24 protein-coding genes and 7 tRNA genes are annotated in these 26,221 nt (G+C 39.8%); 15 read left to right on the forward strand and 16 right to left on the reverse strand.

Annotated features, from left to right (window positions below; all coding sequences use genetic code 11):
* Positions 1–81: 81 nt before the first annotated feature.
* The 3 genes from ybeY to miaB are packed head-to-tail and all read right to left on the reverse strand — an operon-like array spanning position 82 to position 3,083.
* Positions 82–555, reverse strand: coding sequence for an rRNA maturation RNase YbeY (ybeY, locus tag ACPEH5_RS04015; protein WP_042848341.1), 474 nt, complete (start codon positions 553–555; stop codon positions 82–84).
* A complete protein-coding gene (locus ACPEH5_RS04020; RefSeq protein WP_042848420.1) occupies positions 556–1,608 on the reverse strand; it encodes a PhoH family protein in 1,053 nt (350 codons plus the stop codon).
* Between the two features lie 44 nt (positions 1,609–1,652).
* Positions 1,653–3,083 (reverse strand): tRNA (N6-isopentenyl adenosine(37)-C2)-methylthiotransferase MiaB, encoded by a 1,431-nt coding sequence (gene miaB, locus ACPEH5_RS04025; RefSeq protein ID WP_042848340.1) that lies wholly within the window; start codon positions 3,081–3,083, stop codon positions 1,653–1,655.
* A 444-nt stretch (positions 3,084–3,527) separates the two neighbouring features.
* Between miaB and ubiF the strand changes: the two genes are divergently transcribed.
* On the forward strand, positions 3,528–4,715 hold the full coding sequence (gene ubiF, locus ACPEH5_RS04030) for a 3-demethoxyubiquinol 3-hydroxylase (protein ID WP_042848339.1): 1,188 nt from the start codon (positions 3,528–3,530) through the stop codon (positions 4,713–4,715).
* Positions 4,716–4,767: 52 nt separating this feature from the next.
* On the opposite strand, the gene ACPEH5_RS04035 is transcribed toward ubiF, so the two are convergent.
* The 11 genes from ACPEH5_RS04035 to nagB all read right to left on the reverse strand — a co-directional run bounded on the left by ACPEH5_RS04035 (position 4,768) and on the right by nagB (position 11,069).
* Positions 4,768–6,144: a dicarboxylate/amino acid:cation symporter gene (locus ACPEH5_RS04035; RefSeq protein ID WP_071547829.1), complete on the reverse strand. Its 1,377-nt coding sequence runs from the start codon at positions 6,142–6,144 to the stop codon at positions 4,768–4,770.
* A 567-nt stretch (positions 6,145–6,711) separates the two neighbouring features.
* Positions 6,712–6,786: transfer RNA gene (locus tag ACPEH5_RS04040), tRNA-Gln, on the reverse strand.
* A 31-nt stretch (positions 6,787–6,817) separates the two neighbouring features.
* A tRNA-Leu gene (locus ACPEH5_RS04045) sits at positions 6,818–6,902 on the reverse strand.
* A gap of 6 nt (positions 6,903–6,908) precedes the next feature.
* A tRNA-Met gene (locus ACPEH5_RS04050) sits at positions 6,909–6,985 on the reverse strand.
* A 51-nt stretch (positions 6,986–7,036) separates the two neighbouring features.
* Positions 7,037–7,111, reverse strand: a tRNA-Gln gene (locus ACPEH5_RS04055).
* A gap of 31 nt (positions 7,112–7,142) precedes the next feature.
* Positions 7,143–7,217: transfer RNA gene (locus ACPEH5_RS04060), tRNA-Gln, on the reverse strand.
* 31 nt (positions 7,218–7,248) lie between these two features.
* A tRNA-Leu gene (locus ACPEH5_RS04065) sits at positions 7,249–7,333 on the reverse strand.
* A 6-nt stretch (positions 7,334–7,339) separates the two neighbouring features.
* Positions 7,340–7,416, reverse strand: a tRNA-Met gene (locus tag ACPEH5_RS04070).
* A 374-nt stretch (positions 7,417–7,790) separates the two neighbouring features.
* Positions 7,791–9,014, reverse strand: coding sequence for a DNA-binding transcriptional regulator NagC (gene nagC / locus ACPEH5_RS04075; protein WP_042848335.1), 1,224 nt, complete (start codon positions 9,012–9,014; stop codon positions 7,791–7,793).
* An 11-nt stretch (positions 9,015–9,025) separates the two neighbouring features.
* Positions 9,026–10,189, reverse strand: coding sequence for an N-acetylglucosamine-6-phosphate deacetylase (nagA, locus tag ACPEH5_RS04080; protein WP_042848333.1), 1,164 nt, complete (start codon positions 10,187–10,189; stop codon positions 9,026–9,028).
* A 76-nt stretch (positions 10,190–10,265) separates the two neighbouring features.
* Positions 10,266–11,069, reverse strand: coding sequence for a glucosamine-6-phosphate deaminase (nagB, locus tag ACPEH5_RS04085; protein WP_042848332.1), 804 nt, complete (start codon positions 11,067–11,069; stop codon positions 10,266–10,268).
* A 416-nt stretch (positions 11,070–11,485) separates the two neighbouring features.
* Here nagB and nagE point away from each other — a divergent pair, with 416 nt between their 5' ends.
* The 14 genes from nagE to ACPEH5_RS04155 all read left to right on the forward strand — a co-directional run bounded on the left by nagE (position 11,486) and on the right by ACPEH5_RS04155 (position 24,996).
* Positions 11,486–13,513 (forward strand): N-acetylglucosamine-specific PTS transporter subunit IIBC, encoded by a 2,028-nt coding sequence (gene nagE / locus ACPEH5_RS04090; protein ID WP_048606367.1) that lies wholly within the window; start codon positions 11,486–11,488, stop codon positions 13,511–13,513.
* Positions 13,514–13,748: 235 nt separating this feature from the next.
* Complete coding sequence (locus tag ACPEH5_RS04095; RefSeq protein WP_210845989.1) at positions 13,749–13,874, forward strand: colicin E3-like toxin immunity protein; 126 nt, start codon at positions 13,749–13,751, stop codon at positions 13,872–13,874.
* A 17-nt stretch (positions 13,875–13,891) separates the two neighbouring features.
* On the forward strand, positions 13,892–13,993 hold the full coding sequence (locus tag ACPEH5_RS04100) for a hypothetical protein (RefSeq protein ID WP_370661215.1): 102 nt from the start codon (positions 13,892–13,894) through the stop codon (positions 13,991–13,993).
* Between the two features lie 195 nt (positions 13,994–14,188).
* Complete coding sequence (locus ACPEH5_RS04105; protein ID WP_166686084.1) at positions 14,189–14,638, forward strand: hypothetical protein; 450 nt, start codon at positions 14,189–14,191, stop codon at positions 14,636–14,638.
* Between the two features lie 35 nt (positions 14,639–14,673).
* On the forward strand, positions 14,674–15,099 hold the full coding sequence (locus ACPEH5_RS04110; RefSeq protein WP_272663764.1) for a hypothetical protein: 426 nt from the start codon (positions 14,674–14,676) through the stop codon (positions 15,097–15,099).
* A 117-nt stretch (positions 15,100–15,216) separates the two neighbouring features.
* Positions 15,217–15,435, forward strand: a complete 219-nt coding sequence (locus tag ACPEH5_RS04115; protein ID WP_247606828.1) for a hypothetical protein — start codon at positions 15,217–15,219, stop codon at positions 15,433–15,435.
* Positions 15,436–15,632: 197 nt separating this feature from the next.
* On the forward strand, positions 15,633–16,448 hold the full coding sequence (locus ACPEH5_RS04120; protein WP_129466803.1) for a sulfite exporter TauE/SafE family protein: 816 nt from the start codon (positions 15,633–15,635) through the stop codon (positions 16,446–16,448).
* 164 nt (positions 16,449–16,612) lie between these two features.
* Entirely contained in the window at positions 16,613–18,280 is a 1,668-nt protein-coding gene (gene glnS / locus ACPEH5_RS04125; RefSeq protein WP_042848325.1) for a glutamine--tRNA ligase, read from the forward strand.
* 616 nt (positions 18,281–18,896) lie between these two features.
* Positions 18,897–19,691 carry a class I fructose-bisphosphate aldolase gene (locus ACPEH5_RS04130; RefSeq protein ID WP_042848324.1) on the forward strand — a complete coding sequence of 265 codons (795 nt, stop codon included), beginning with the start codon at positions 18,897–18,899 and terminating at the stop codon, positions 19,689–19,691.
* Positions 19,692–19,704: 13 nt separating this feature from the next.
* The gene (locus ACPEH5_RS04135; RefSeq protein WP_042848322.1) at positions 19,705–20,262 is read left to right on the forward strand and encodes a glycerol-3-phosphate responsive antiterminator; all 558 of its coding nucleotides are present in this window, start codon (positions 19,705–19,707) and stop codon (positions 20,260–20,262) included.
* Between the two features lie 38 nt (positions 20,263–20,300).
* Positions 20,301–21,854: an FGGY-family carbohydrate kinase gene (locus ACPEH5_RS04140; RefSeq protein WP_166696859.1), complete on the forward strand. Its 1,554-nt coding sequence runs from the start codon at positions 20,301–20,303 to the stop codon at positions 21,852–21,854.
* 15 nt (positions 21,855–21,869) lie between these two features.
* Entirely contained in the window at positions 21,870–22,631 is a 762-nt protein-coding gene (locus tag ACPEH5_RS04145) for an SDR family NAD(P)-dependent oxidoreductase (protein ID WP_281110674.1), read from the forward strand.
* 17 nt (positions 22,632–22,648) lie between these two features.
* On the forward strand, positions 22,649–23,644 hold the full coding sequence (locus ACPEH5_RS04150; RefSeq protein ID WP_129466787.1) for a 2-hydroxyacid dehydrogenase: 996 nt from the start codon (positions 22,649–22,651) through the stop codon (positions 23,642–23,644).
* 95 nt (positions 23,645–23,739) lie between these two features.
* A complete protein-coding gene (locus tag ACPEH5_RS04155) occupies positions 23,740–24,996 on the forward strand; it encodes a PTS galactitol transporter subunit IIC (protein WP_240133387.1) in 1,257 nt (418 codons plus the stop codon).
* Between the two features lie 54 nt (positions 24,997–25,050).
* Here the strand turns inward: ACPEH5_RS04155 and ACPEH5_RS04160 are convergent, their stop codons facing one another.
* Complete coding sequence (locus ACPEH5_RS04160) at positions 25,051–25,440, reverse strand: DUF5329 family protein (protein WP_042848315.1); 390 nt, start codon at positions 25,438–25,440, stop codon at positions 25,051–25,053.
* Between the two features lie 83 nt (positions 25,441–25,523).
* Positions 25,524–26,207 carry a two-component system response regulator KdpE gene (gene kdpE, locus ACPEH5_RS04165; protein ID WP_166687360.1) on the reverse strand — a complete coding sequence of 228 codons (684 nt, stop codon included), beginning with the start codon at positions 26,205–26,207 and terminating at the stop codon, positions 25,524–25,526.
* Positions 26,208–26,221 lie beyond the last annotated feature (14 nt).

Here is a 26,221-nt window from a genome sequence, read left to right on the forward strand (position 1 = left end):
CGGTTTATCCTCATAATTACCGTCAGTTTTTTGTAAAATAATGCTTTTTTATAAAAGATAACTAGAAAAATTATAGTTAGATCATGCTTTTTCTGCAAGATAGGGGTCGTCATAACCTAATTCTGCTAAGATTTCCGTTTCTAAGCTTTCCATTTCTTCAGCTTCATCATCTTCAATATGGTCATAACCTAGTAGATGTAAGCAACCGTGGATCACCATATGTGCCCAGTGCTCTTCAGCACTTTTTTGTTGTTCAATCGCTTCTTGCTCAACAACTTGACGACAAATAATTAAATCGCCTAATAATGGCAGCTCAATTTCCGGCGGTGCTTCAAAAGGAAAAGATAATACATTTGTGGGCTTATCTTTTCCTCGGTAGGTTAAGTTTAAATGATGGCTTTCCGCTTCGTCTACAATGCGAATGGTGACTTCACTTTGCGCTTGAAATTTAGGCAGTACTGCGGCTAACCAGCGTTCAAATAAAGCTTCAGAGGGTAAGCCGTCCGGATTTTCACATGCAATTTGTAAATCGAGAATAATATCGATGCCACTCATTTATTGGTTTTCCTGCTTTTCAAATTGCTGTTGTCGTTCTTTTTCTTCACGTAACTGCTGGCGGCGCTTATTGTCTTGCTCTTCCCATGCTTCATAAGCCATAACAACTTTAGCCACTACTGGGTGACGAACAACGTCTTCACTGTGGAAAAAATTAAAGCTTAAATCATCAACCCCAGAAAGGACTTCTATGGCGTGACGTAAACCCGATTTACTGCCGCGCGGTAAGTCAACTTGGGTAATATCCCCTGTTACCACCGCTTTGGAATTAAACCCAATACGCGTCAAAAACATTTTCATCTGTTCGATGGTCGTGTTTTGGCTTTCATCTAAAATAATAAAAGCATCATTTAATGTGCGACCGCGCATATACGCCAATGGCGCAACTTCAATCACGTTTCGCTCAATCAGTTTTTCAACTTTTTCAAAGCCTAACATTTCAAATAAGGCGTCATAAAGGGGGCGAAGATAAGGGTCAACTTTTTGGCTTAGATCCCCCGGTAAGAAACCGAGCTTCTCACCAGCCTCAACAGCTGGACGAGTTAGCAATATTCGGCGAACTTCTTGGCGCTCTAGTGCATCAACAGCAGCGGCAACAGCTAAGTATGTTTTCCCTGTCCCAGCAGGGCCAATCCCAAACGTAATATCATGGTCTAAAATATTTGCGATATATTGCGCTTGGTTTGGTGTACGAGGCTTGATTACACCACGTTTTGTTTTGATATTCACGGCCTTACCGTAGTCTGGCACGCTGTCAGCGGATTGCTCTAAGACACGGCTATCGAGTATCGCTAAGTGGATGTTTTCAGGGTCTATATCCGGAATAACACCGCGCACAGGGGAGGTATCCACATACAGCTGGCGTAAAATTTTACTTGCCGCTTGTACATTAAGTGGTTTGCCCGATATTTTAAAACGGTTATCGCGTCGGTTAATTTCGATGGCAAGACGGCGTTCAAGTTGCTTAATATTGTCATCAAATGGCCCGCAGAGGCTCATTAAACGCTGGTTATCTGCGGGTTCTAGAAAGATTTCTTGTGTTGCGATTTGCAAAGTTGTTGTATCGGTCACTGAATATCCTATCGTTAGATTATTACTTAGGGTTGATAGTTGCCAACACCTAGCTCATCTTCTTTACGAGTACGTGCAATGACAGATGCAGGGGATTCGTGAACACGAAGATCCATTTGCTCCTCTGTGCGGATCACTTTGCCGCGTAGGGAGTTTGCATAGACGTCCACGATTTCTACATCCACAAATTTACCAATCATATCCGGTGTGCCTTCAAAATTCACAACGCGGTTATTTTCGGTACGGCCAGAAAGTTCCATGAGGCTCTTACGTGAAGGGCCTTCCACTAAGATGCGTTGTACAGAGCCTAACATGGCACGGCTAAAGCTCATGGCTTGTTGGTTAATGCGCTGCTGTAATAAGTATAGACGCTGTTTTTTCTCATCTTCACTGACATCATCTGGAAGGTCGGCCGCAGGTGTACCGGGACGCGCTGAGTAAACAAAGCTAAAACTCATATCAAAATCCACATCAGCGATTAACTTCATGGTTTTTTCAAAATCATCGTTAGTTTCGCCAGGGAAGCCAACAATAAAATCTGAACTAATAAGAATACCAGGGCGAGCTTCACGCAGTTTGCGAATAATGGCTTTATATTCTAGTGCGGTATGAGCCCGTTTCATCATGGTAAGAATACGGTCAGAACCACTTTGCACTGGAAGGTGTAAATAGCTCACCAATTCAGGGGTATCACGGTATACTTCAATGATATCATCTGTAAATTCAATTGGATGACTGGTTGTAAAGCGTACACGGTCAATCCCATCGATAGCAGCAACGAGGCGTAATAATTCGGCAAATGAGCAAATTTCACCATCAAAGGTTTCACCACGATAAGCGTTAACGTTTTGCCCTAACAAGTTAACTTCACGGACACCTTGTGCTGCTAATTGTGCAATTTCAAATAAAATATCATCACAAGGGCGGCTAACTTCTTCGCCTCGTGTATAAGGCACTACGCAGAAAGTACAATATTTATTACAGCCTTCCATAATTGAAACGAATGCGCTTGGGCCTTCTGCTCGTGGTTCAGGTAAGCGATCAAACTTTTCAATTTCAGGGAAACTGATATCAATCACAGGGCTACGGGTACCTTGCACCTGATTAATCATTTCAGGCAAGCGGTGTAAGGTCTGTGGACCGAAAACAATATCAACACTTGGTGCACGCTGACGGATAAAGTCCCCTTCTTGTGAGGCTACGCAACCGCCGACACCAATAATGATATCTGGGTTTTTATCCTTAAACGTTTTCCAACGCCCGAGTTGATGGAAAACCTTTTCTTGCGCTTTTTCACGAATTGAGCAGGTATTTAGCAGTAATAAATCAGCTTCTTCTGCAACTTCAGTGAGTTGGTAACCATGGGTATTTTCCAATAAAGAAACCATTTTGGATGAGTCATACTCATTCATTTGGCAACCCCAAGTTTTAATGTATAGCTTTTTATTCGTCGACATGTCGTATATCCGGTGTTTTCGAAGCGGCTAGTGTAATGGACCTCGAAACGCGTTGTAAATCCAAAGTCCTACCCTCTTTTTGGGAACTTGCATGCATTTTGATGAAGAACATCATTGTATGATGGGATAAATGCAAAGATATTTAAAATAATATCACTACACCAAATTTAAGGGCAGGCAATTTGCCTATTGTTTTAAAGTTAGGGCGTATTGTATTCATTTGAGGCATCAGTGACTAGAGGATGTTGAGTATTTGTGGTTAATTTTTATGCAAATTAACGGCTTTTAAGCAAAACAGGCCACTTATGGCGTCGCGGTATTCACTCAATGTAGCACTCTTATGGGTTTCTAACATGGATATTTTCTGTGAGAGCCGCAAATATTGGGTACAATAGCTTAATCAAATAATAATCCCATCAAACAATGAATAGTGTAGCTAATGTGATGAATAAATTAATCGAATCTTATGATGTTGTCGTGGTGGGAGCCGGTATGACGGGTGCCGCGGCAGCATTGGGCTTTGCCCAAGAAGGCATGCGAGTCGCTTTGCTTGAAAAGGCAAAACCAGCGGCATTCGATCCACAAAGCGCACCTGATGTCCGTATTTCTGCGATTAGCCGTGCATCCGTTGAATTATTGCAACAATTAGGTGCTTGGCAGCATGTAGAGGCCATGAGGAGTGCCCCTTACAGGCAGCTAGAAACATGGGAAGAACCGGGTAGCAATGTTCTTTTTGACGCTCAAAGCCTTGGGTTGCCAGAACTCGGGTTTATGGTTGAAAACCGCGTACTGCAACTTGCACTATGGCGTGAGTGTGAAAAATACGACAATTTAGAATTGGTTTGCCCTGCGCAGTTGGTTAATTTATATCGGCCTCAGAACCAAAAAACGTGGTGTATTGAATTAGATGATAACCGAACTATAGAAGCGCAACTTGTTGTGGGAGCCGATGGCGCTAACTCCCAAGTGCGTAAAATGGCGGGGATTGGCAACCGTGGTTGGCAATATCGCCAATCATGTATGTTAATTACTATTCAAACACAGCAACCTCAGCAAGATAAAACATGGCAACAGTTTTTTCCATCGGGCCCTAGAGCATTTTTGCCTTTATATGATCACTGGGCTTCTTTGGTTTGGTATGATAGCCCTGACAAAATTAGGCGTCTGCAAGGGATGTCGATGGAACAGTTAACAGGGGCGGTTTCAGAGGCCTTCCCTGAACGTTTAGGGCCAATAACCGCAGTGGCTTCAGGGGCTTTCCCATTAACACGTCATCACGCGAACCGCTATGTTCTTGATGGTCTAGCACTGATTGGCGATGCGGCGCACACCATTAATCCATTAGCGGGGCAAGGCGTCAATCTTGGGTACCGTGATGTAGATGCGTTGTTAAAAGAAGTCATTTATGCACGTGAATATCTACAGCCTTGGTGCTCCATTGAGGTATTAAAACGTTATCAGCGTCGTCGTTTACCTGACAACTTAGTTATGCAAGCAGGGATGGATGTTTTCTATATGGCATTTAGTGAAAGTTTACCGGGGTTGAAAATGTTAAGAAACCTCGGGTTAATGGCAGCTCAGCGCGCTGGAGAAGCTAAAAAACTGGCATTGAAATATGCCTTAGGGTTATAACGTTGATGTGAAATGGACAATAAAATAGGCCGCTACCAGCGGCCTATTTTATTTAAGGTAATAAATGTGGTTTATTGTTAACTAGATCAATAGGTTGTATATCATTTGATTTATTGATATTGATAATGCTATCACCTTCAGTTACCTCTGGGTCAAATGTCGCATTTTTATCTGAAAATGCATGTGCTAACTTTTCGGTATCTAATTCTTTTTCCCAACGGGCGACGACAATACAGGCGCATGCGTTACCAACTAAATTAGTTAAAGCACGGCATTCTGACATAAAACGGTCGATACCGAGGATTAATGCCATACCTGCAACAGGGATGCTTGGTACTACCATTAATGTTGCTGCGAGAGTAATAAACCCTGCGCCAGTCACCCCTGCAGCTCCTTTTGAGCTGATCATTGCGACAAGCAGTATAGAAAGTTGCTGCCAAATTGTGAGTTCAATATTAGTGGCTTGGGCAATAAACAGTGCAGCCATGGTCATATAGATATTGGTACCATCAAGGTTGAATGAATAACCTGTTGGGATCACTAAACCTACAACTGATTTTTCACAGCCAGCCCGTTCCATTTTTCTCATCAAACTTGGTAGTGCAGCTTCAGAAGAAGAAGTCCCTAAAACGAGCCAAAGTTCATCCTTGATGTATTTAATGAGTTCGATGATTGAGAAGCCGTTGTATTTTGCGACAGCGCCAAGAACAACTAAGACAAAGAGCAGGGAGGTAATGTAGAAAGTTACTATCAGCATCATTAAGTTACCGATAGATGAAATACCATATTTACCAATGGTAAATGCCATTGCCCCAAATGCCCCGATAGGTGCTAGTTTCATTAGCATCGCAACCATTTTGAACACAGGTTCAGAAAAGTTTTGCAGCAATTTAACTATTGGCTCACCATGTTTACCTGTTGCGGCTAATGCTAACCCGAAAATAATCGCAATAAATAAGACTTGTAGGATATTACCATTCACTAATGGGCTAATGACCGTATCTGGAATGATGTTCATCAAAAAGCCAACAATGGAAGACTCATGGGCTTTTTCGACATAGCTAGCAACTTTTGTGCTATCGAGCGTTGCTGGGTCGATATTAAGCCCAGAACCTGGGCGGATGACATTCGCGACAATAAGGCCGATAAATAATGCAATGGTTGAGAAAGTCAGAAAGTACAGCATAGCTTTACCTGCGACACTGCCGACCGCTTTCATATTAGACATCCCTGAAATACCGGTTACTACGGTTAAAAAGATGACAGGTGCGATGATCATTTTTACGATTTTGATGAACCCATCACCAAGTGGTTTTAATGATTCTCCGGCCTCAGGGAAAAAGTGACCAAGTGCAATACCGAGCAAGATGGCTACGATCACTTGAACATATAAAATCTTATATATTGGTTGCTTTATCATGTTTCGCATAAATTTTCTCTGTAAAAATGTTACGTTTGGCAATTTATAATTATTAGGTTTTAAAACTTTTATTAGAGTTTTTGAGAGCTAATCAATTGGAATGGAAGATGGGATTGAATGTACTAATGACCGCAGCTAGAAAGGATCTTACCCGCCATTAATCACACCTAACTACAATTCGTCGGAAGATTACCACTTTCACTGGTTAATAAAAAACGACTTAAGTCACATATCTGATATAAAAGTTAAACAAAGGTAAATTTTATGCGTTAAATGTTGACCTATTTTAACTGTAAGGAGCTAAATTTGTTATTTGTCGGATAATGATGATTTGTAAAAGGCAGGCAATGAAAAGAAATTTTTCAGCTAATAACCAGCATGAAAATATGGAAAATTTATAAAAATAGCGCGTGTAGAGAGAGATGTATGGATTTATTCGTGGAATGCCAAATTGTTTCTATTTAAGTTTTTAATAAAAATAATAAACCAAAATAGCATGGCATCGCGTTGATATTATAGGAGAAAATCAATCAGTAAACTGAGATAGGAAAAATGAAAGAAGGAAGTGAAGAAAGATGGCTGGGGTACCAGGATTCGAACCTGGGAATGCCAGGATCAAAACCTGGTGCCTTACCGCTTGGCGATACCCCAATCTTAAATTTTGTTCTACCAAGAAGGTAGATGGTGCGGGAGACAAGACTTGAACTTGCACACCTTGCGGCGCCAGAACCTAAATCTGGTGCGTCTACCAATTTCGCCACTCCCGCAAACAATGGTGGCTATGACGGGATTCGAACCTGTGACCCCAACATTATGAGTGTTGTGCTCTAACCAGCTGAGCTACATAGCCATTTTATGTTTTTCAAAATGAAGTTTTCGACAATCTAGATAGGGTAGTAGATGGCTGGGGTACCAGGATTCGAACCTGGGAATGCCAGGATCAAAACCTGGTGCCTTACCGCTTGGCGATACCCCATCCGGGAATTCTACTACAGATTGTATTAAGATGGCTGGGGTACCAGGATTCGAACCTGGGAATGCCAGGATCAAAACCTGGTGCCTTACCGCTTGGCGATACCCCAATCTTAAATTCAATGCTACCGAGAAGGAAAATGGTGCGGGAGACAAGACTTGAACTTGCACACCTTGCGGCGCCAGAACCTAAATCTGGTGCGTCTACCAATTTCGCCACTCCCGCAAATAATGGTGGCTATGACGGGATTCGAACCTGTGACCCCAACATTATGAGTGTTGTGCTCTAACCAGCTGAGCTACATAGCCATCTTTTTTTGCATAACCTTCGTCGGCGTTGCGGGGCGCATTATGCTAATTACAGACACGACAGTCAACAGCTTTTTGCACTATTTTTCAGAAAATGCGTCTGTTTGTCTGATGAATAATCATTTTGTCGATAAAGCCAGCAAAAAACAAGCCCATATTTGAAAAAATCTTTTTCGGGAGGATCAAGATGGAAGGGGAATTATTCGAATGATAGCAGCGTTGAAAACGTATACTTAGTGAAAACAGAGTGGAACCCAGCTTTAAAATTTAAGTTATTTAAGTTTAATCAATCCAATGAATTGCTGAGTTTTCGCGTTAGGGGAAAACAAAAAAGCAGGCATAAAACCTGCTTTTATGAAAAATAAACGGAGAAATTAATTTTCAAATAATTTTTGCAGTAACTCACCATTAAGCATAGCTCGTTTGGTGAGGGCAAATGCGCCTATTGCTGAGTTATGGACAAGTTGTGATGTGACAATAGGTAAGTTTTCTCTAAACCCTTTAAGGGCTTGAGTGTCAATGCAGCTTTGGATCGCCGGAATAAGAACCAGTTCGGCTTCTGTGATGTCACCTGCAATAACCACTTTTTCAGGGTTGAAGAGGTTTATTGAAATAGCAATGGCTTTACCGATCTGACGACCGACATGTTGGATGACTTCAGTCGCTAGCGGGTCACTTTTGTTGGCCGCTTGGCAGATATGAGAAATTGTACAGGTTTCTGCGGTCAGAGAACTTGAATAACCTTGTTCTAGGCGCTGTCTTACGCGGGCTTCGATAGCTTGGTTTGAGGCAATGGTTTCTAAGCAACCAAAATTACCACAGTGGCATAGTTCACCCAGTGGGTCTACTTGGATGTGACCAATCTCCCCTAAGTTCCCACGGTGATTGAGCAGGATTTCTTTGTTAATAACTAAGCCTGCTCCAGCGCCTCTGTGGATACGTACTAGAAGTGAGTCCTCACAATCACGGGTTGCACCAAAATAGCTCTCAGCAAGGGCTAGGCTGCGAATATCGTGGCCAGCATAGCAAGTGATATTAAAATGTGATTGTAAATTATCAATAAGGTGCCAGTTATCAACTTTAATATGCGGCATGTAATAGACAATACCGCTGTGAGGGTTAACCAACCCCGGAAGGATAACAGAAATTGCGATTAACTCTTTAAGGCGACGATGGTTTTTATCAATAAAGTCTTCAAGGGCAGCAATTAACTTTTCTTCGACAGCCTGCTGAGAAGGCGCTGTAATAGGATAATGACCATCAATAATCATTTTACCACCTAAGTCGTATAAGGCTATGGTGGCATCATAGCGCCCTAAACGGACACCAATAGTATGGAAATTTTTATGTTCAGAAACAATTGAAATGGCACGGCGGCCCCCAGTGGAGGCCTGCTGGTCAACTTCCTTGATTAAACCACGTTCGAGTAGTTGGCGAGTGATCTTAGTGACACTGGCTGGGGCAAGCTGGCTTTGCTCCGCTATTTGAATTCTTGATATCGGACCTTGTTGGTCAATCAAGCTATAAACGACGGCACTATTTAATTGTTTGACGAGATCAATATTACCAATTTGCTTTAGCGAGTGGCTTTGATTCATTAGCTAGTTACTCATTTTTTGTAGACTTCGTCTCCGTTAACGTAGGTTGCGAGGACGTTGAAGTCGTGGTTAAACGCGGTCAAATTCGCAATTTTACCAGGAGCAATCGACCCTAAGGTGTTATCAACTCCAATGGCTCTTGCGGGGTAGAGCGTTGCCATTCTAAGTGTTTCATCCAATGCAATGCCGACGTGTTCTACACTGTTTTTGACTGCATCAATCATAGTCAGTGATGAACCGCTGAGTGTGCCATTTTCATCCACACATAATCCATTACGGTAGTATATGGTTTTACCTGCAAAGATAAAATGATCCATTTCACCAGTTTGCGGATCAATCCCTGCTGGTGCAGTTGCATCTGTGACTAAAATTAATTTATCACCTTTTAAATGCTTACTGTTGCGAATATTTGCCCATTGTACATGTAAACCGTCAGCAATAATTCCAGCATACACTTCCGGTGTGTCATAAATGGCACCGACTAACCCTGGTCCTCGGCCTGAAATATATGGCATAGCATTGAAAAGGTGGGTTGAGAAATTTATACCCGCTTTAAAGCCTAGTCTGGCTTCTTCATATGTGGCATTAGAGTGCCCCGCTGAAATAACGATACCCGCGTTTTTTAATTGACGGATATAACCCTGTTCAACCATTTCAGGTGCTAAGGTGATTTTAGTGATAGCGTCTGCGTGAGAAGCTAAGTAATCAATCATTTGTGCTGTTGGTTGACGAATAAACTCGGGGTTATGTGTGCCTTTTTTGATGACATTAATGTAAGGGCCTTCTAAATGAAGCCCAAGCGCTTGGTTTTTATGTTCTTTTAAGTATTCAGTCATGACTTCAACGCCATGTTTCATTAGCTCATCGGAACAAGTGATCAATGTCGGTAAATAACTTGTGCAGCCTGTGCGCTCGTTGGCTTTTTGCATGATATCCAAGTTTTTCAATGTAACATTTTCTTTATTATCATTGAATTGGACACCGCCACAGCCATTGACCTGCAAGTCAATAAAACCAGGGGAGAGAATAGCCCCTTGTAAATCATGCTGTGGAATATTGGCAGGCAGTTCAGCGACAGGACAAACATCCTTGATGATTTCACCATCAATGATGACAGCATGGTTATCCAGTCTTTCATGACCTGTATAAATAATGCAATTAGTTAGTGCATACATGGCTTAAAACTCCTGACCTCTGGGGATTTGGGTCACCGACCAGCTTTCGCTGATCGGGTGATTGATAAATATAATCTTAGTTAAACTTCTCAAGGATTTCAGATTCTAGCTGTTTGAAATATTTAAGTGTTTTGACTTTCAATTCGAGTGTTGCGGGTTCATCACAAACAATCAGTGCTTTCGGGTGCATTTGCACACAACTGATTGTCCACATATGGTTAACAGAGCCCTCAACGGCAGCGTGTACGGCATTCGCTTTATTGGCACCAGTAGCTAAGACCATCAGTTCTTGGGCATCCATTAATGTGGCAACACCTACGGTTAATGCAAACTTAGGTACTTGGTTAATATCATTGTCAAAAAAGCGCGAATTTGCTTGGCGAGTTTCTGGTGTTAACGTTTTAATTCGCGTGCGAGAATTCAAAGATGAACCGGGTTCATTAAAAGCAATGTGGCCATCATTGCCAACGCCGCCCATAAACAGGTTTATTTTACCAAAAGATTTAATTTTATCTTCGTAGCGTTGACATTCGGCATCAACATCAGGGGCATTGCCATTAAGTAAGTTGATATTTTCAGCTTGGATATCAATATGATTGAAAAAATTTTCATGCATAAAGGTATGGTAGCTTTGAGGATGATTAGCTGGAATACCAATATATTCATCCATATTGAATGTTACTACGTGCTTAAAACTCACTTTACCCGCTTTGTATAAAGCAATCAGTGCCTTATATGTTGCTAGGGGGGTACCACCTGTTGGCAACCCAAGTACAAAAGGTTTCTCTGCAGTTGGGTTGAATGCATTGATTTTATCAGCGATGTACTGTGCGGACCAGATTCCGACATCATGTGCATTGTTAAGTGGGATTAGCCTCATGTCTCTATTACCTCTAATAAGTCTGTGAAATCCTTCATGTATATATGTATCCCTGATGTTATTCATTAGATATAGGAATACTCGTTATACTTCAAATTTATTGTGCGTTATCACTTGGTTGCCATGTTATTTTTATCTCATAACATCGTTTCAAGTGTGCTGAGAATATACAGGTTAATGGCTTAAATAAGTTATTTTTAATCATAAAATAAGTTTTCAATAATAGCTACTAATTTAGTCATATCAGGAACTCTTTCGTTGACATTTATCACAAATCACACCTATTTATTTTGCATCGCGAAACAATTAATTTAGACTATGAAATTGATACTCTCAATAACCTAAATTATGATTTAGGTGTGTGAACAAGAAGATCCCGTAAATGGGGCAAAAATAGGGCGATAAAGGGGGAGTTTGTGAATATTCTTAGCTACTTACAGCGGATTGGTAGGGCACTTATGGTGCCAGTTGCTGTACTACCAGCCGCAGCAATCCTTATGGGGATTGGCTATTGGATCGACCCAGATGGTTGGGGAGCGAATAGTGCAATCGCGGCGTTACTGATTAAATCTGGTGCGGCAATTATTGATAATATGTCCGTACTGTTTGCAATTGGTGTTGCTTATGGAATGTCAAAAGATAAGGATGGTGCAGCTGCACTGACCGGTTTTGTCGGCTTCTTAGTGGTGACAACACTGTGTTCTCCTGCATCTTATTCCATGATTATGAATGTTCCGTTGGAAACGGTTCCTGCGGCATTTGGTAAAATTAATAACCAGTTCGTCGGTATCTTAGTTGGGGTACTGTCTGCTGAATTGTACAATCGTTACAGTGGTGTTGAGCTACCGAAAGCATTGTCGTTTTTCAGTGGTCGTCGCCTTGTCCCGATTTTAACTTCTTTCTTAATGATCATCTTAGCCTTCATACTGATGTATGTTTGGCCGGTGGTGTATAACGGTTTAGTGTCTTTCGGTGAAAGCATTAAAGATTTAGGCTCAGTTGGTGCCGGTATTTATGCCTTCTTCAACCGTTTATTAATTCCTGTTGGTTTGCACCATGCACTTAACTCTGTGTTCTGGTTTGACGTTGCAGGGATCAATGATATTCCAAACTTCTTAGGCGGTGCTAAGTCTATTGAAGCAGGTCTTGCAACTGTGGGTATTACTGGCCGCTACCAAGCTGGTTTCTTCCCAATCATGATGTTCGGTTTGCCGGGTGCAGCATTAGCGATTTACCACTGTGCACGTCCAGAAAACAAAGCAAAAGTAGCGGGTATCATGATCGCGGGTGCATTCGCGGCATTCTTTACTGGTATCACTGAACCTCTTGAATTCTCATTTATGTTCGTGGCGCCAATACTGTATGTTGTTCATGCATTATTAACGGGTATTTCGGTATATATCGCAGCCACCATGGAGTGGATTTCTGGGTTCGGTTTCAGTGCAGGTTTAGTCGATATGCTGTTGCAATCACGTAACCCATTAGCTGTTCAGTGGTATATGTTGATTGTCCAAGGTTTAGTATTCTTCTGTATTTACTATGTCATTTTCCGCTTTATGATCCGCAAATTTAACCTGTTAACGCCAGGTCGTGAAGAAAGTGCGGGTGACGAAACCATTGACGGTTATGACGAAAGCATTAGCCCTGCTGATAGCAGTGACAGCGATATCCAAAAAGAAGCGCGCCAATATGTTGCCGCAGTAGGTGGTAGCGACAATATCGTCAGTATTGATGCCTGTATTACGCGTTTACGTTTAGGCGTTAAAGATTCAGCAGTTGTTAATGATGCCATGACCAAACGTTTGGGCGCTTCAGGTGTTATCCGTTTAAGCAAACAGAATGTTCAAGTGATTGTGGGGACTCGAGCTGAATTGGTCGCAAAAGCAATGACTGAAGTGATTGCAAAAGGCCCAATTGCAGGTTCTGCGCCAGTTGCAGCAGCAGAAGAGAAAAAAGCCGCAGAGCCTGAGAAAGCAAAAGGTAATGCGATTCTATCCTTAGTTGCGCCAGTAAGTGGTCAAGTTTTCTCCCTTGACGACGTACCAGATGAAGCATTCTCTAGCCGCATTGTGGGTGATGGTATTGCTATCAAACCAACAAGCAGCGAAGTGTTAGCGCCGGCATCAGGTACGGTGGTGAAAATTTTCGAAACTAACCACGCATTCTGCCTTGAAACAGAAAACGGTGTCGAACTCATCGTTCATATGGGGATTGATACGGTTGCACTGAAAGGCGAAGGTTGTGCTCGTTTAGTGGAAGAAGGTGCAGAAGTGACTGCGGGTACACCTATCCTGAAATTAGATTTACCGTTCCTTGAAGCTAATGCTAAATCAATGATTAGCCCAGTTATCATCAGCAATATCGATGATTTCGCGGGTGTCGAGATTTTAGTTGAAGGCGACGTGAAAGCAGGCGAAACGGTTATTTATAATGTGCTGAAATAATTCAGTTTAATATTATAAGTTAGTAAAAGGGTGGCTTAGGCCACCCTTTTTTATGATATTTAATAAGGAAAAGAGAACCATACAGGGTATAACAAATAATGATAATCAGTATTAATTGAGTTTGGTTTATAAAAAAACATAATTAATTTTTAGCTTTTTTGGGGCTGAAATACGCGAATAATTAAAATCAAAGCATCTAAAAGCAATATAAGAAGGTGTCTATAAGGAGAAAATTATGGGGTTAAAACTCATCTGGTTTGATAAACAAACAGAAGAATATGTTGGTGAAGAGTATTCTATTGACTTAGAGAATGACGGTAGCATTATAGAAGCAACTATTAACCCTGAAAAACATTATTAATTAATGGTTGTTTTGATGTGGTTTCTGATTGGGGTTCTAATCTTCAATATTATATAAAACGTAAAATTGATTTTAGTAAATATGATTGCCAAGTTTCATTCGATTATCTAGATGGATGATAATTAATTATATTATTAATAATATAATTCACTTTTTTTTATACAGATTAATATTTTTCTATAAAGATGGATTAACTATTTAAAAAAATAATAAAATAAGTGGTAAATAATTCATTGTTATTATTTAAAATAAAAGTAAAAGATTGTGGCAATGTTAGGGATTTATTTAAAGTAATAACATAAGGAATATGTAATATGACGGAATCAGTGAAGCATCTACAGATTCATAAGCTAGAAGATATGAATATACACAGAAACTTAGGTGCAAGTCATAACCCGATGCAGATAGGGCCACCCAGTATAACCATTCATGTCGCGCCTAAAGGAAGTCCAATTTACAATCATTTAGGAGAAGATATAGGGAATACATCTCAATGGGGACACACCTATATTAGTATTCGAGGCGTTAGCCCAGTGACACATAATTATGAACAGATTAGCATGGGGCTTAGTCTAGGGGAAGATTGGGGCACATCAAAAGATAATTTGTCTTTTAATGACCATGTTCGCTATAAAAGTGCTTCTACATTGACGATTACATCAAATAATCAACAGTTTTTTAGTCATTCTTTAATAGCAGGTACCATAACAAGCTATTCTCATACAGTTTCACTCCCTACCATTGATTTAGGAGAAATTTCGTGAGGTTGATTTCATGGTCTATCGTTATAGGAGCGTTCATGATGGGGACTCCAACGTGGGGAGGAAATACAACCCCTCCTTTAATTCCAACTGTAAGGGATCGTCTATATACCATTGGGTATAATGAAACAGAGCTACGTTATGACTCAGATCTACCTAAACGAGTACCTTATCCCAAAAATCAACAACAAGTGGTTGAATTATATCATCGGGCATTAAAATCTAATAAGGAAGATGATAACTATGCTTTGTTTTCTTTTTTCAGAATTGGTTGCACCGATTTTAAGCATTTACATAATGTGAAAGTTACAAAAGAAGAGTGTGCACTGGCAAATTTCTTTTTGAAGAGGGTGCTAGAAATTAATTCTAACAATGGATTAGCTCTGTTATTTACAGGGGTAAACTATCAGCATGGTAATGGGGGGGAAATAAATATGCCAGAAGCAATTTTATATTATGAATAAGCTTACCACCTTTATGGTAATAAGGTACTTACCGCAGGTAAAAACCTTTCGACGATTTATTTACATGGACTCGGAGGGGTCCCTCAGGACTTTAATAAAGCTAAGTACTACTTAGAAATGGTAGCAAGAGATAATCCAAAGGGGCAAGATGCATATTACCTCAAGAATTTTGATACTTATGTTGATTTACTCAAAATATCAAATGAGGGCGATAAATGTAAGCAACAAAATCCTAATAACCGCACTTGGGTAAATGAATGTAATGATAAAGTAGAAAAACAAATAAAGGCATACCTAAAAAAATATAGAGATAATCAGAAAAATGCGATTGGTTAATTTATGACTAGTATGAAAGGTAACTGTGAATAATACCCTAAAATAGAGTAATAAAAATACTCTATTTTTTTTCGTGTTAAAAAATTAAATTTGTTAATTATTTTGGCGAAATCTCAAACTAGGTTGTCTAATTTGCATAAGCAAGGGGCTTTTTTCATCGATAAGATAACTTTTCAATGACTCATGAGGACTTATCTGTGGATTGGCTACTGTGTTTGTTTGGATTTATTTCAGGAATAACAACGGCATTATTCGGTTTTGGTGGCGGTTTTATTACGGTTCCACTGTTATATGCTTTGATTACTTTAGTGTGGGGGCCGCAAAGCGAGGCAAGCAGTGTAGCAATGCAAATTGCGGTAGCAACATCAACCTGTGTAATGATCTTTTCATCGGCGCTTTCTAGCCGTGCTCATTACCTTAAAGGCAACCTGAGTTGGCCGATTATACGTCCCTTTGTTATCCCTATTTCAATTGGTGGAATTTTAGGGGCAATAGTGGCGCTATCAATAGATAGTGCGTTGATCCGTTGGATATTTATAGGTTACTTAGTTATTACTATTTTAGATTGCTTTATCCGCCCTGGTTTTATGAATACACAGGCAAATGGTGTAACCGCATCACAAGGGGGCATTTTTGCAGATACCCCCATTGGGGTGGTGATTGGTGCTGTGGCTGCATTTCTTGGGGTCGGTGGGAGCGTGATGACAGTCCCTTTAATGCGACGTAGAGGCGCGAGTATGATCCAAGCGGCTGCATTTGCCAATCCATTGACATTACCAATGGCGATTACAGGAACATTGACGTACTTCTTTTTTGCTATCGACCAACACATTGACCTTGGCGCGGGTTTCCTTGGGATGATCTACATTAAAGGTGCATTGATTTTAATCGCAGCATCATGGCTGGGAATTCGCTTTGCTGGTTTACTAATGCCTTATCTTAGTGATAAACGTCATGCACAAAGTTATCCGCTATTATTGCTAGTGGTGTTAATGGTGATGTTGTTCACTTAAAAATGAATTGGGCTGATGTCGGGAGTTTTTTGCCCTAAATTCCAGTTTGTTGCACCTTTTGGTGGCTAAGCGCAATCAAACGGTTGTTTCCTGATTGATTATGATAGAATATATTCAGATACTACACGCTTTTAGCGCGCTTTTGGCATTGAGGAATGATGACAATGAATGAGGCAGATGCTCGCCCAACAAATTTTATCCGTCAGATCATAGATGAAGATCTGGCGAGCGGAAAACACACATCAGTGCATACACGTTTTCCACCAGAACCGAATGGCTATTTACATATTGGTCATGCGAAATCAATCTGCTTGAATTTTGGCATTGCCAAGGACTATCAGGGACAATGTAATTTACGTTTTGATGATACCAACCCTGTAAAAGAAGATGTCGAATACGTTAACTCCATTCAAGAAGACGTTAAATGGCTAGGTTTTGAATGGACGGGGAATGTTCGTTATTCCTCTGATTATTTTGATACTTTGTATCAATACGCAATTGAACTGATCAACAAAGGTCTTGCTTATGTTGATGAGCTCAGCCCTGATGAAATCCGTGAATATCGCGGGACTTTGAAAGAGCCGGGTAAAAATAGCCCATACCGTGAGCGTTTAATTGAAGATAACTTAGCATTATTTGAAAAAATGCGTGCAGGTGGCTTTGAGGAAGGTAAAGCGTGTTTACGTGCTAAAATTGACATGGCATCCCCATTTATGGTGATGCGCGACCCGGTTTTATATCGTATTAAGTTTGCGGAACATCACCAATCTGGTAATAAGTGGTGCATTTATCCGATGTATGACTTCACACATTGTATTTCTGATGCGTTAGAAGGTATTACACATTCTTTATGTACACTTGAGTTCCAAGATAACCGTCGTTTATATGATTGGGTATTAGATAACATCACGATTGATTGTCATCCACGTCAGTACGAGTTTTCTCGTCTGAATTTGGAATATACGGTGATGTCTAAGCGTAAACTGAACCAATTAGTGACAGAAAAACATGTCAATGGTTGGGACGATCCACGCATGTTAACCATTTCAGGTTTGCGCCGTCGTGGTTATACCGCAGCTTCTATCCGCGAGTTCTGCCAACGTATTGGTGTCACTAAGCAAGACAACAACGTTGAAATGGCATCATTAGAGTCCTGTATTCGTGATGACCTGAATGAGTCAGCTCCGCGTGCAATGGCGGTTATTGATCCAGTGCGTGTGGTGATTGAAAACATGCCTGCTGGTGAAGAAATCTTAACGGCACCAAATCACCCAAATAAACCTGAGATGGGCACTCGCCAAGTGCCATTTAGCAATGAAATTTATATTGACCGTGCAGATTTTCGCGAGGAAGCAAATCGTCAATATAAACGTTTAGTTTTAGGTAAAGAAGTTCGCTTACGTAACGCTTATATCATCAAAGCTGAGCGTGTTGAGAAAGACGCAGAGGGCAATATCACGACTATTTATTGTACCTACGATGCAGGTACATTAAATAAAGACCCTGCGGATGGGCGTAAAGTCAGAGGGGTTATTCACTGGGTTAGCGTAGCACACGCACTGCCAGCGGAAATTCGTTTGTACGACCGCTTATTTACAGTACCAAACCCAGGTGCAGAAGAGGATTTCCTGTCGGTAATCAACCCAGAGTCATTGGTTATTCGCCAAGGGTTTGTTGAACCAAGCTTAAAAGATGCTGCCCCTGAAAAAGCATATCAGTTTGAGCGTGAAGGGTATTTTTGTGCAGATAACCGTTTAAGTAGCGCGGATAACTTGGTCTTTAATAGGACGGTAGGGTTGCGTGATACTTGGGCTAAAATAGAGTCTAACTAAAAAATGTTGTAAGCCAATGCACATTAGGTGCATTGGCTTTACCCTCTAACCCTAGTCACATACATATGTATATTTCTAGGGGGGATTTTTTGTTTTCTCTGTGATATTGAATAGAGAATAATAAAAAATAATCAACAGAAAATGAGGTTATTTAATCAGTTATTACCCTTGTAAATAAAGTGGTTTATTGCTGTATAGAAAGAACTACGCTAAATTAATTATGGTTTCTTGTGGTTATTAACCAATAATATCTGAAAATACTGAAATCAAAAATTGATTACGGGATTTAAATCACAAAACAATAAAATCGGTTAGACAGTTTGAAAGATTGTATGATAAAGATATACTCCAGTTAAGATTAATAAAGATATATAACACACAAAGTGATTAATTTGTTTTTATTAATCTTAATAACTAATGTTTTTTCAGGTTAAATTGAAAAACCATTAGTTAGGTTAAATATAAATTAAATTTATATTTTTAAAAAAGATCAAATAATCTATTACTTGGTTTTAATAATTAAAAATATAAATAACAGGGTCAGTGAACTGAAAGCCCTCAGAGATCTTAATCAGATCTCTGAGGGCTTTTTTTGTTTTTATTCTAAGGAAATATTATGTCAAAACAACGTCGTTTATCTAAGATTTTTGCTCAGGATGGGAAATCCGTTACGCTAGCATTAGATGGTTATTTTTTCTCGACAAAAACAGAAGGTATCGATAATACAATAAAACAAATGCCAGAATTAGTCGCTAATGGGTTGGATTGTGCGCTGGTAACTTACGGTATGGCAAGGAATTACCAGAAGGAGTTTAAAGACATTTCGATTGTGCTGCGTGTTGATTCAACGGTGAATGTATATGATAACAGTGTACCTGACACGCAACAGGTATTTACGACAGAGGACGCACTAAAAATAGATGCTGATGGCATGGTTTGTATGACCTTTCCTGGCGCATTTAATGAAGAAAAAACCCACGCTATGGTCGCTAGATTGGTAAAAGAAGCAGAACAATGGAATATGCCTTTCATTGTAGAATCATTGCCTTATGGTTACCCAGTGACTAGTCCAGAATCCAATGAAGCCAAAGTTATTGCGGATGCCGCCCGTATTGCCGTAGAGCTGGGTGCAGATGTGATCAAAACGCGTTTTTCAGGTACCGAAGACGACTATCTGATTGTTGAAGCTTCGATGGTCCCTGTTTTAGCTTTGGGTGGACCAAAAACAGATACACTTGGCTACTTTAAATTTGTAGAGCATTGCATGAATATGGGGGCTAAAGGTGTTGCGGTTGGGCGTAACATTACACAAGACCCTAAACCTATCGCAATGGTTGCAGGTTTAAATGCCATTATTCACCAAGGGGCATCACCTGAAGAAGCTTATGCTCTATATCAAAATACAAAATAATTGGAATTAAATAATGAATTTAAATAACACCGTTATTCCATCAGTCAGAAATTACAAATATTTTGAGAAGGCATTAAATTGTCGTTCTGAATATATTTTATTACCAGATGCCGATATTGGTAATTTGCAATCTATGATTGGAAAATGCCATAAGGCAGGGAAAAAAGTTTTAGTCCATTTAGAATTATTAGGTGGATTTAAACCTGACCAATCAGGTATTACGGTGCTTAAAAACTTTTATAAAGTTGACGGTGTTATTTCTTCAAATTTTACAGCTCTACGTTATGCAAAAAAAGAAGGGTTAGACACAATATTCAGAGTATTACTAGTGGATTCTCGTTCATTAGAGCAAGCAAGTAATATGGTTAAAAACAATTCAGTTGATGTTGATGCTATTGAATTATTACCAGCTGAATATGCCTGTAGTTGTTTTGATTTATTAAAAAGAAGCTTTAATCAAAGTAATAAACCATTCATTGCAGGTGGATTTGTAAAAAGAAAATATATTGTCGATAAAATTTTCTATACCGGCTTTAACGGAATTACAACCAGTGAACATACCCTTTGGTAAACAACAATTATAAAAATCCGATTACAAAGAGGCTCATAATGAAAACACAATATGTCATGGGCATTGATAATGGTGGAACCGTCACCAAAGCAGCTATCTATAACCTAGAAGGCCAGGTCGTCTCTATTGCTTCAAATACGACACGAATGATCACTCCAAAACCTTTTTTCACTGAAAGGGATATTGCAGAACTTTGGCAATCAAATCTTTTAGTTATTAAAGAGGTGCTAAAAAAATCCGCTATAGATGCTGAGGATATTATTGGTATATCTGTGACAGGTCACGGAAATGGGTTGTACCTCGTTGATGAACAGGGAAATGCGACGCGTAATGGTATCGTATCCACAGATAATCGAGCAAAACAATATGTCGAAAACTGGTATCGGTCACCTCGATTTGAAAGTGATATTTTGCCAAAAACGATGCAGTCCATCTGGGCAGGGCAGCCTGTTGCGTTGCTTGCATGGTTGCGTGATCATGAACCTGAGAGCTTACAAAAAGCCCGTTATATTTTTATGGTCAAAGACCTGATCCGTTTTTATTTAACAGGTGAGGCATACCAAGAGCTGACAGATATTTCAGGGACTAACTTAATTAATGTACGTGACCGTTGTTATGACGATGAAATTCTTGAATTTTGGGGCGGTTTAGAGTGGAAAGACAAGCTGCCACCAATCAAATTATCAACGGATTGTTGTGGGTATATCACCCCCGAAATTGCTGAGTTGACGGGGCTAAGTGCGGGTACTCCTGTATCAGGGGGGATATTTGATATTTCAGCATCATCTTTAGCATCGGGTGTTAACCAAATTAATAAATTAGCGATTGTGGCGGGGACGTGGAGTATTAATGAATACGTAACAGACAAGCCAGTCGTTGATAAAAACCTATTTATGACATCTATTTATCCAATGGAAAATAGATGGCAAATTACAGAAGCCAGCCCAACCTCTGCCAGTAATTTAGAGTGGTTTATTACACATTTTATGGCAGCGGACAAACAACTCGAAGAATCGAAGGGCGGTTCAGTTTATGAGCTTTGTAATCAACTCGTTGCTGCAACAACACCAAGCGAAAGCCAACTCATGTTTTTTCCTTTTGTTTTTGGTTCCAATACCATTCCAGATGCAACAGCAGGGTTTGTTGGTGTCACTAGTTTTCATCATCGTGGGCACTTTTTGCGTGCTATCTATGAAGGGGTCGCGTTTAGTCATCTTTATCACGTTGAAAGGTTAAGAAAGATTAACCCACAACTCAGTGATGTGGTTCGTATTGCTGGAGGGATAACGCATTCCCCAGTTTGGCTACAAATTTTTGCTGATATCTTCCAGTGCCAGCTTGAAATTGTAGATGTTCAAGAACACGGCACACTGGGTGCGGCCATGACAGCGGCCGTGATGGAAGGGCATTTCCCAGATGTATTTGCTGCCTGTGAAGTGATGGTCAAAGTAGCCGATATCATCAAGCCGGATACAGCGAATAAAACCGTTTATCAGCAAAAGTACGCACTGTATAAATGCATGCTTGATGATATGCAAGCTACATGGAAATCCCATAGTCGTTCACCAATGCATATGCTAGCTACTGAATAATAAAAGGAATTAATTATGAAACTTCACTTACAAGGAAAAAACGCATTAGTGACAGGTGGGGCGACAGGGCTTGGACGTGAGTTTGTTCGTTCATTAGCACAAGAAGGCGTTAATGTCTGTTTTACTTACCGCAGTCATCCTGACGATGCAGAGTCATTAGTGAAAGAAATCAATGGGAAAAGTGGTGTAAAAGTCCAAGCCATTAGAACCGACTTAAGTGATAGCGAAGCTATCGATACCCTATTCGATAGTGGGTTAAGTGAGTTCGGGCAGTTTAATATTTTGGTCAATAATGCGGCTGTCTGGCTATCAGGTAAAGTGAGCGAAATCTCATTGGAGGATTGGGATAAGGTGATGAATGTGAATTTGAAATCAGTTTTTCATCTAAGCAAGCTATTTGTTAACCAATGTTTAGCTAAGGAAATAACAGGTTCGATTTTGAATATCACCTCACAAGCAGCTTTTCATGGCTCAACAACTGGGCATTCTCATTATGCGGCCAGTAAAGCAGGGTTAGTGGCTTTTTCAATCTCATTAGCTAGAGAAGTGGCAAAACAAAATATTAATGTGAATAACATTGCAGTAGGCATTATGGATACGGAGATGATCCGTGAGAATTTGCGCAATAATGCGGAATATTATCTTAATCGTATACCAAATGGTCGCGTCGCTTCTCCATCCGAAATTGCAGATATCGGGGTATTTTTAGTTTCACAAAAAGCGAGTTATATGACTGGTGCAACCATTGATGTGACCGGTGGCATGTTAATGCGTTAAGTAAAAGGGGAAAGAAAATGAAATGCCTTGCGATTGCCGATTTATTCATTAAAAAGAATACGATGGATTTAGGCTTAGAGAAATTACGTAATAACGGTATTGATGTGACGGTTAATCAGTGGACACACAGCTCCATCGAAAAGCTTCAAGAAGATAACTTACAAATTGAGCAGCATGGTTCAGAAGCGGTAATTTTACCCGTTGAACTGTATACAAGTGCACAAGATGCTGAATTAGTGGTCACCCAATTTGCGCCAATAAATAAAGCGGTGATTGATAGTTTGCCAAAACTAAAATATATCGGGGTACTGCGTGGAGGTATTGAAAATATTAATGTTGAATATGCGAAAAGCAAGGGAATTAAGGTGTTCAATACACCAGGGCGTAATGCGCGTAGTGTCGCTGAGTTTACTGTCGGGTTAATGTTATCTGAGACGCGTAATATTGCCCGAGCACATGACGCACTTAAAGATAAGCATTGGCGTAAAGATTTTCCTAATGCAGATGTTATTCCCGAAATAGGCGGGAAAATAATAGGGTTAGTCGGTTTTGGGCATATTGCACAGTTAGTTGCTAAATTTTTATCCGGTTTTGGGTGTACAATTTTATATTATGATAAATATGTGAGCGATATTGCTGGGTTTACTAAAGTTGAAACCTTAGAAGAATTAGTTTCCCAAGCGGATATTATTTCCTTACATGCAAGGCTATCCAGCGAAACACAAAATTTAATTAATAAAAAACATTTTGATTTAATGAAAAAGACCACCACTATTATTAATACGGCGCGGTCAGGTTTAATTAATGAAAGTGATTTGATTGAAGCATTAAAGAATGGAAGAATCATGGGGGCGGCAATTGATACCTTTGATGATGAACCACTAAAAGATAATAGTGAATTTTATTTATTAGACAATATCACTATCACACCTCATATGGCGGGGAGTACTCTTGATGCATTTAGCAATACACCAAAATTATTTTCAGAGTTATTTCTGAAGGAAATAAAATAGAGTTATTAAATTAAAATAAAAATTTAATATTAAACGATAGAATGCGTGCTATTACCATGCATTCTATTTCAAATCCTTTTACGTGAGAAAATGCTATGGATATTATCAATAGTATTATAGGCCTTGGTGCATCTGTCATGATGCCCATTATTTTCTTTATTATTGCATTATGTTTTGGCGTAAGAGTAGGTACAGCATTTAAAGCAGGGATGCTTGTGGGAATTGGCTTCGTCGGCGTTGGATTGGTAATTAATTTATTATTATCTAATCTTGGCCCTGCATCGCAATCAATGGTAGAGAAAATGGGATTAAACCTAACGGTTGTTGATACAGGTTGGCCTACGGCATCAACGATTGGGTGGGGCTCTCCGATTATGTTACCGGTAGTCGTAGGCTTTATTGTGATAAACCTATTAATGGTTGTTTTTAAAATGACAAAAACCATTAATATCGATATTTTTAATTATTGGATCTTCTTACTTGTTGGTTCAGTCGTTTACGCAGGTACTGAAAGTTATTGGCTCTCAATTGGTATCACCTATGTTATTTTTATTTTAACATTAGTTGCTGCGGATATTACTGCGCCTTATTTACAGCGAAACTATAATTTAAAAGGAATTTCGTTCCCGCATTTAACTTGTATCATGTATGTTCCCTTTGGAATAGCAACTAATTATATTATTGAAAAAATACCGGGGGTTTCTAAAATTAATTTAGAACCCGAAACGATCAATAAAAAATTTGGTGTTTTTGGCGAGCCATTAACACTCGGGTTTATTCTTGGTTTAGTTTTAGCATTAATGGCAGGTTATAGCATTAGTGAGTCTGTTGCGTTGGCCGTTACTGTATCTGCTGCAATGTTATTGCTACCTAAAATGATCGAAATATTAGTTCAAGGTTTATTAATTGTACGAGATGCCGTTGAAGCTAAATTGAAAAAAGTATTTCCTAATCGAGACTTCTATATAGGAATGGATACCGCTTTATTAATTGGGGAGCCATCAGTATTAGCGACAGGGCTTTTACTCATCCCAATGGCAATTGTGCTCGCATTTATTTTACCGGGTAATAAAGTATTACCTTTCGTTGACCTTGCTTCATTAATGTTTTTATTAGCAATGGTTACGCCTTTCTGTAAGCGTAATATGTTTAGAATGTTTATTTGTGGAACACTTGTCCTTACATCTATTTATTATGTTGGGACAGATATTTCTAAAGGGTATACACAGGCGGCAGTTAATTCAAATATCCCTGTCCCAGAAGGTATTTCTGAAATGACAAACATTGTCGGTGGGGCAACAACACCAGCAGGTTGGGTGGCTGTTAAAGTCGGGGAGATGATAGCAAACTAGTCAATCATCCAGTAGGTGTTTTTATTTATGGTTAAAAACACCTACTGTGACTTCTTAATTTTTATCCACACTGTTTTTCAATAAATCATGTAAATATTGATTGGCAGAGAAAACATTACCTTGTGCATCCTTGACTTGGTATTCTTCCCCTGTAACCGATGATTTTGAAGCAACGTTATCGATAAATTGTTCAGTAGTATTGAGGCGTTTCTCAGTTTTACGCAGTTTTAATCTCAAGTGAGATTCAGCATCAGTTGCAGAATGCTCCGTACCATTACGAGTAAAAGTCAGGTTTTGTTGTTTACCGAGTTCTGCTAATAATGATTCAGTACGAATTTTTTCTTCAGGGCTTAATGCTAGAGCTTGAGTGGTGACAAAAACACTTAAAAAAAGCACTAAAGCAGAGGAAAAGCGGTTTGATAGTTGGGCTGTAAGTGATTGCACGAATTTCTCTCCATAGAAAAAAGGTGAGTAAATTATAAGCAGCCGTTTAATTTAAACTATCGGTAAGATTCCTAGAATTCAATTTAAGGCATAAAGCGATAACCAATACCTGTTTCTGTAAGTAAATGAATTGGGCGAGTTGGGTCATTTTCTAATTTTTGCCGCAAATGGCCCATATAAATTCGCAAATAATGGTTATGCTCAATATAGCTCGGCCCCCATACTTGTAATAATAAATGCCGTTGGGTTAATACTTTGCCGCTGTTAGCAACTAACTCGCTGAGCAAGCGGAATTCAATGGGAGTAAGGTGTAATTCTTCATTTTGCTTAGTGACAACCCGATTAATAAAATCGACCGTAATATCACCAAATTGAAATTGTGAGTTTTCTTGTGCCGCTTTGCCAAAACGACGCAAGGCGACACGGACTCGTGCGAGTAATTCGCTGATGCCAAAAGGCTTAGTCAGATAATCATCAGCACCTGCATCAAGGGCGGCAACCTTTTGAGATTCGTCTTCTCGAGCGGATAAAACGATGATAGGAATACTGCTCCATTTGCGTAAATCATGAATTAAATCAAGCCCATCGCCATCAGGCAACCCAAGGTCTAAGATAAGCAAGTCGGGTTGCCGTGTCCCAGATTCAATCAACCCGCGTTGGTAGTTTTCTGCTTCAAAAACTTTCCAGCCTTCACCTTCCAGCGCAAGGCGAACAAAGCGGCGGATCTCTTTTTCATCTTCAACGATCAGGATTTGATGAGTACTCACAATAGTGGTTGTTC

This window comes from Providencia sp. NPDC089933 (assembly GCF_049545585.1).
GTDB lineage: Bacteria > Pseudomonadota > Gammaproteobacteria > Enterobacterales > Enterobacteriaceae > Providencia > Providencia huashanensis.

Excerpts from the sequence above, each read along its gene's own strand:
- ACPEH5_RS04155 (WP_240133387.1), top strand. The coding sequence starts at position 23,740 with ATGGATATTATCAATAGTATTATAGGCCTTGGTGCATCTGTCATGATG.
- ACPEH5_RS04095 (WP_210845989.1), top strand. The coding sequence starts at position 13,749 with ATGGGGTTAAAACTCATCTGGTTTGATAAACAAACAGAAGAATATGTT.
- ACPEH5_RS04130 (WP_042848324.1), top strand. The coding sequence starts at position 18,897 with ATGTCAAAACAACGTCGTTTATCTAAGATTTTTGCTCAGGATGGGAAA.
- ACPEH5_RS04145 (WP_281110674.1), top strand. The coding sequence starts at position 21,870 with ATGAAACTTCACTTACAAGGAAAAAACGCATTAGTGACAGGTGGGGCG.
- ACPEH5_RS04035 (WP_071547829.1), bottom strand. The coding sequence starts at position 6,144 with ATGCGAAACATGATAAAGCAACCAATATATAAGATTTTATATGTTCAA.
- ybeY (WP_042848341.1), bottom strand. The coding sequence starts at position 555 with ATGAGTGGCATCGATATTATTCTCGATTTACAAATTGCATGTGAAAAT.
- nagB (WP_042848332.1), bottom strand. The coding sequence starts at position 11,069 with ATGAGGCTAATCCCACTTAACAATGCACATGATGTCGGAATCTGGTCC.
- ACPEH5_RS04105 (WP_166686084.1), top strand. The coding sequence starts at position 14,189 with ATGACGGAATCAGTGAAGCATCTACAGATTCATAAGCTAGAAGATATG.
- ubiF (WP_042848339.1), top strand. The coding sequence starts at position 3,528 with ATGAATAAATTAATCGAATCTTATGATGTTGTCGTGGTGGGAGCCGGT.
- glnS (WP_042848325.1), top strand. The coding sequence starts at position 16,613 with ATGAATGAGGCAGATGCTCGCCCAACAAATTTTATCCGTCAGATCATA.
- miaB (WP_042848340.1), bottom strand. The coding sequence starts at position 3,083 with ATGTCGACGAATAAAAAGCTATACATTAAAACTTGGGGTTGCCAAATG.
- ACPEH5_RS04150 (WP_129466787.1), top strand. The coding sequence starts at position 22,649 with ATGAAATGCCTTGCGATTGCCGATTTATTCATTAAAAAGAATACGATG.
- ACPEH5_RS04110 (WP_272663764.1), top strand. The coding sequence starts at position 14,674 with ATGATGGGGACTCCAACGTGGGGAGGAAATACAACCCCTCCTTTAATT.
- nagA (WP_042848333.1), bottom strand. The coding sequence starts at position 10,189 with ATGTATGCACTAACTAATTGCATTATTTATACAGGTCATGAAAGACTG.
- ACPEH5_RS04140 (WP_166696859.1), top strand. The coding sequence starts at position 20,301 with ATGAAAACACAATATGTCATGGGCATTGATAATGGTGGAACCGTCACC.
- nagC (WP_042848335.1), bottom strand. The coding sequence starts at position 9,014 with ATGAATCAAAGCCACTCGCTAAAGCAAATTGGTAATATTGATCTCGTC.
- ACPEH5_RS04135 (WP_042848322.1), top strand. The coding sequence starts at position 19,705 with ATGAATTTAAATAACACCGTTATTCCATCAGTCAGAAATTACAAATAT.
- ACPEH5_RS04115 (WP_247606828.1), top strand. The coding sequence starts at position 15,217 with ATGGTAGCAAGAGATAATCCAAAGGGGCAAGATGCATATTACCTCAAG.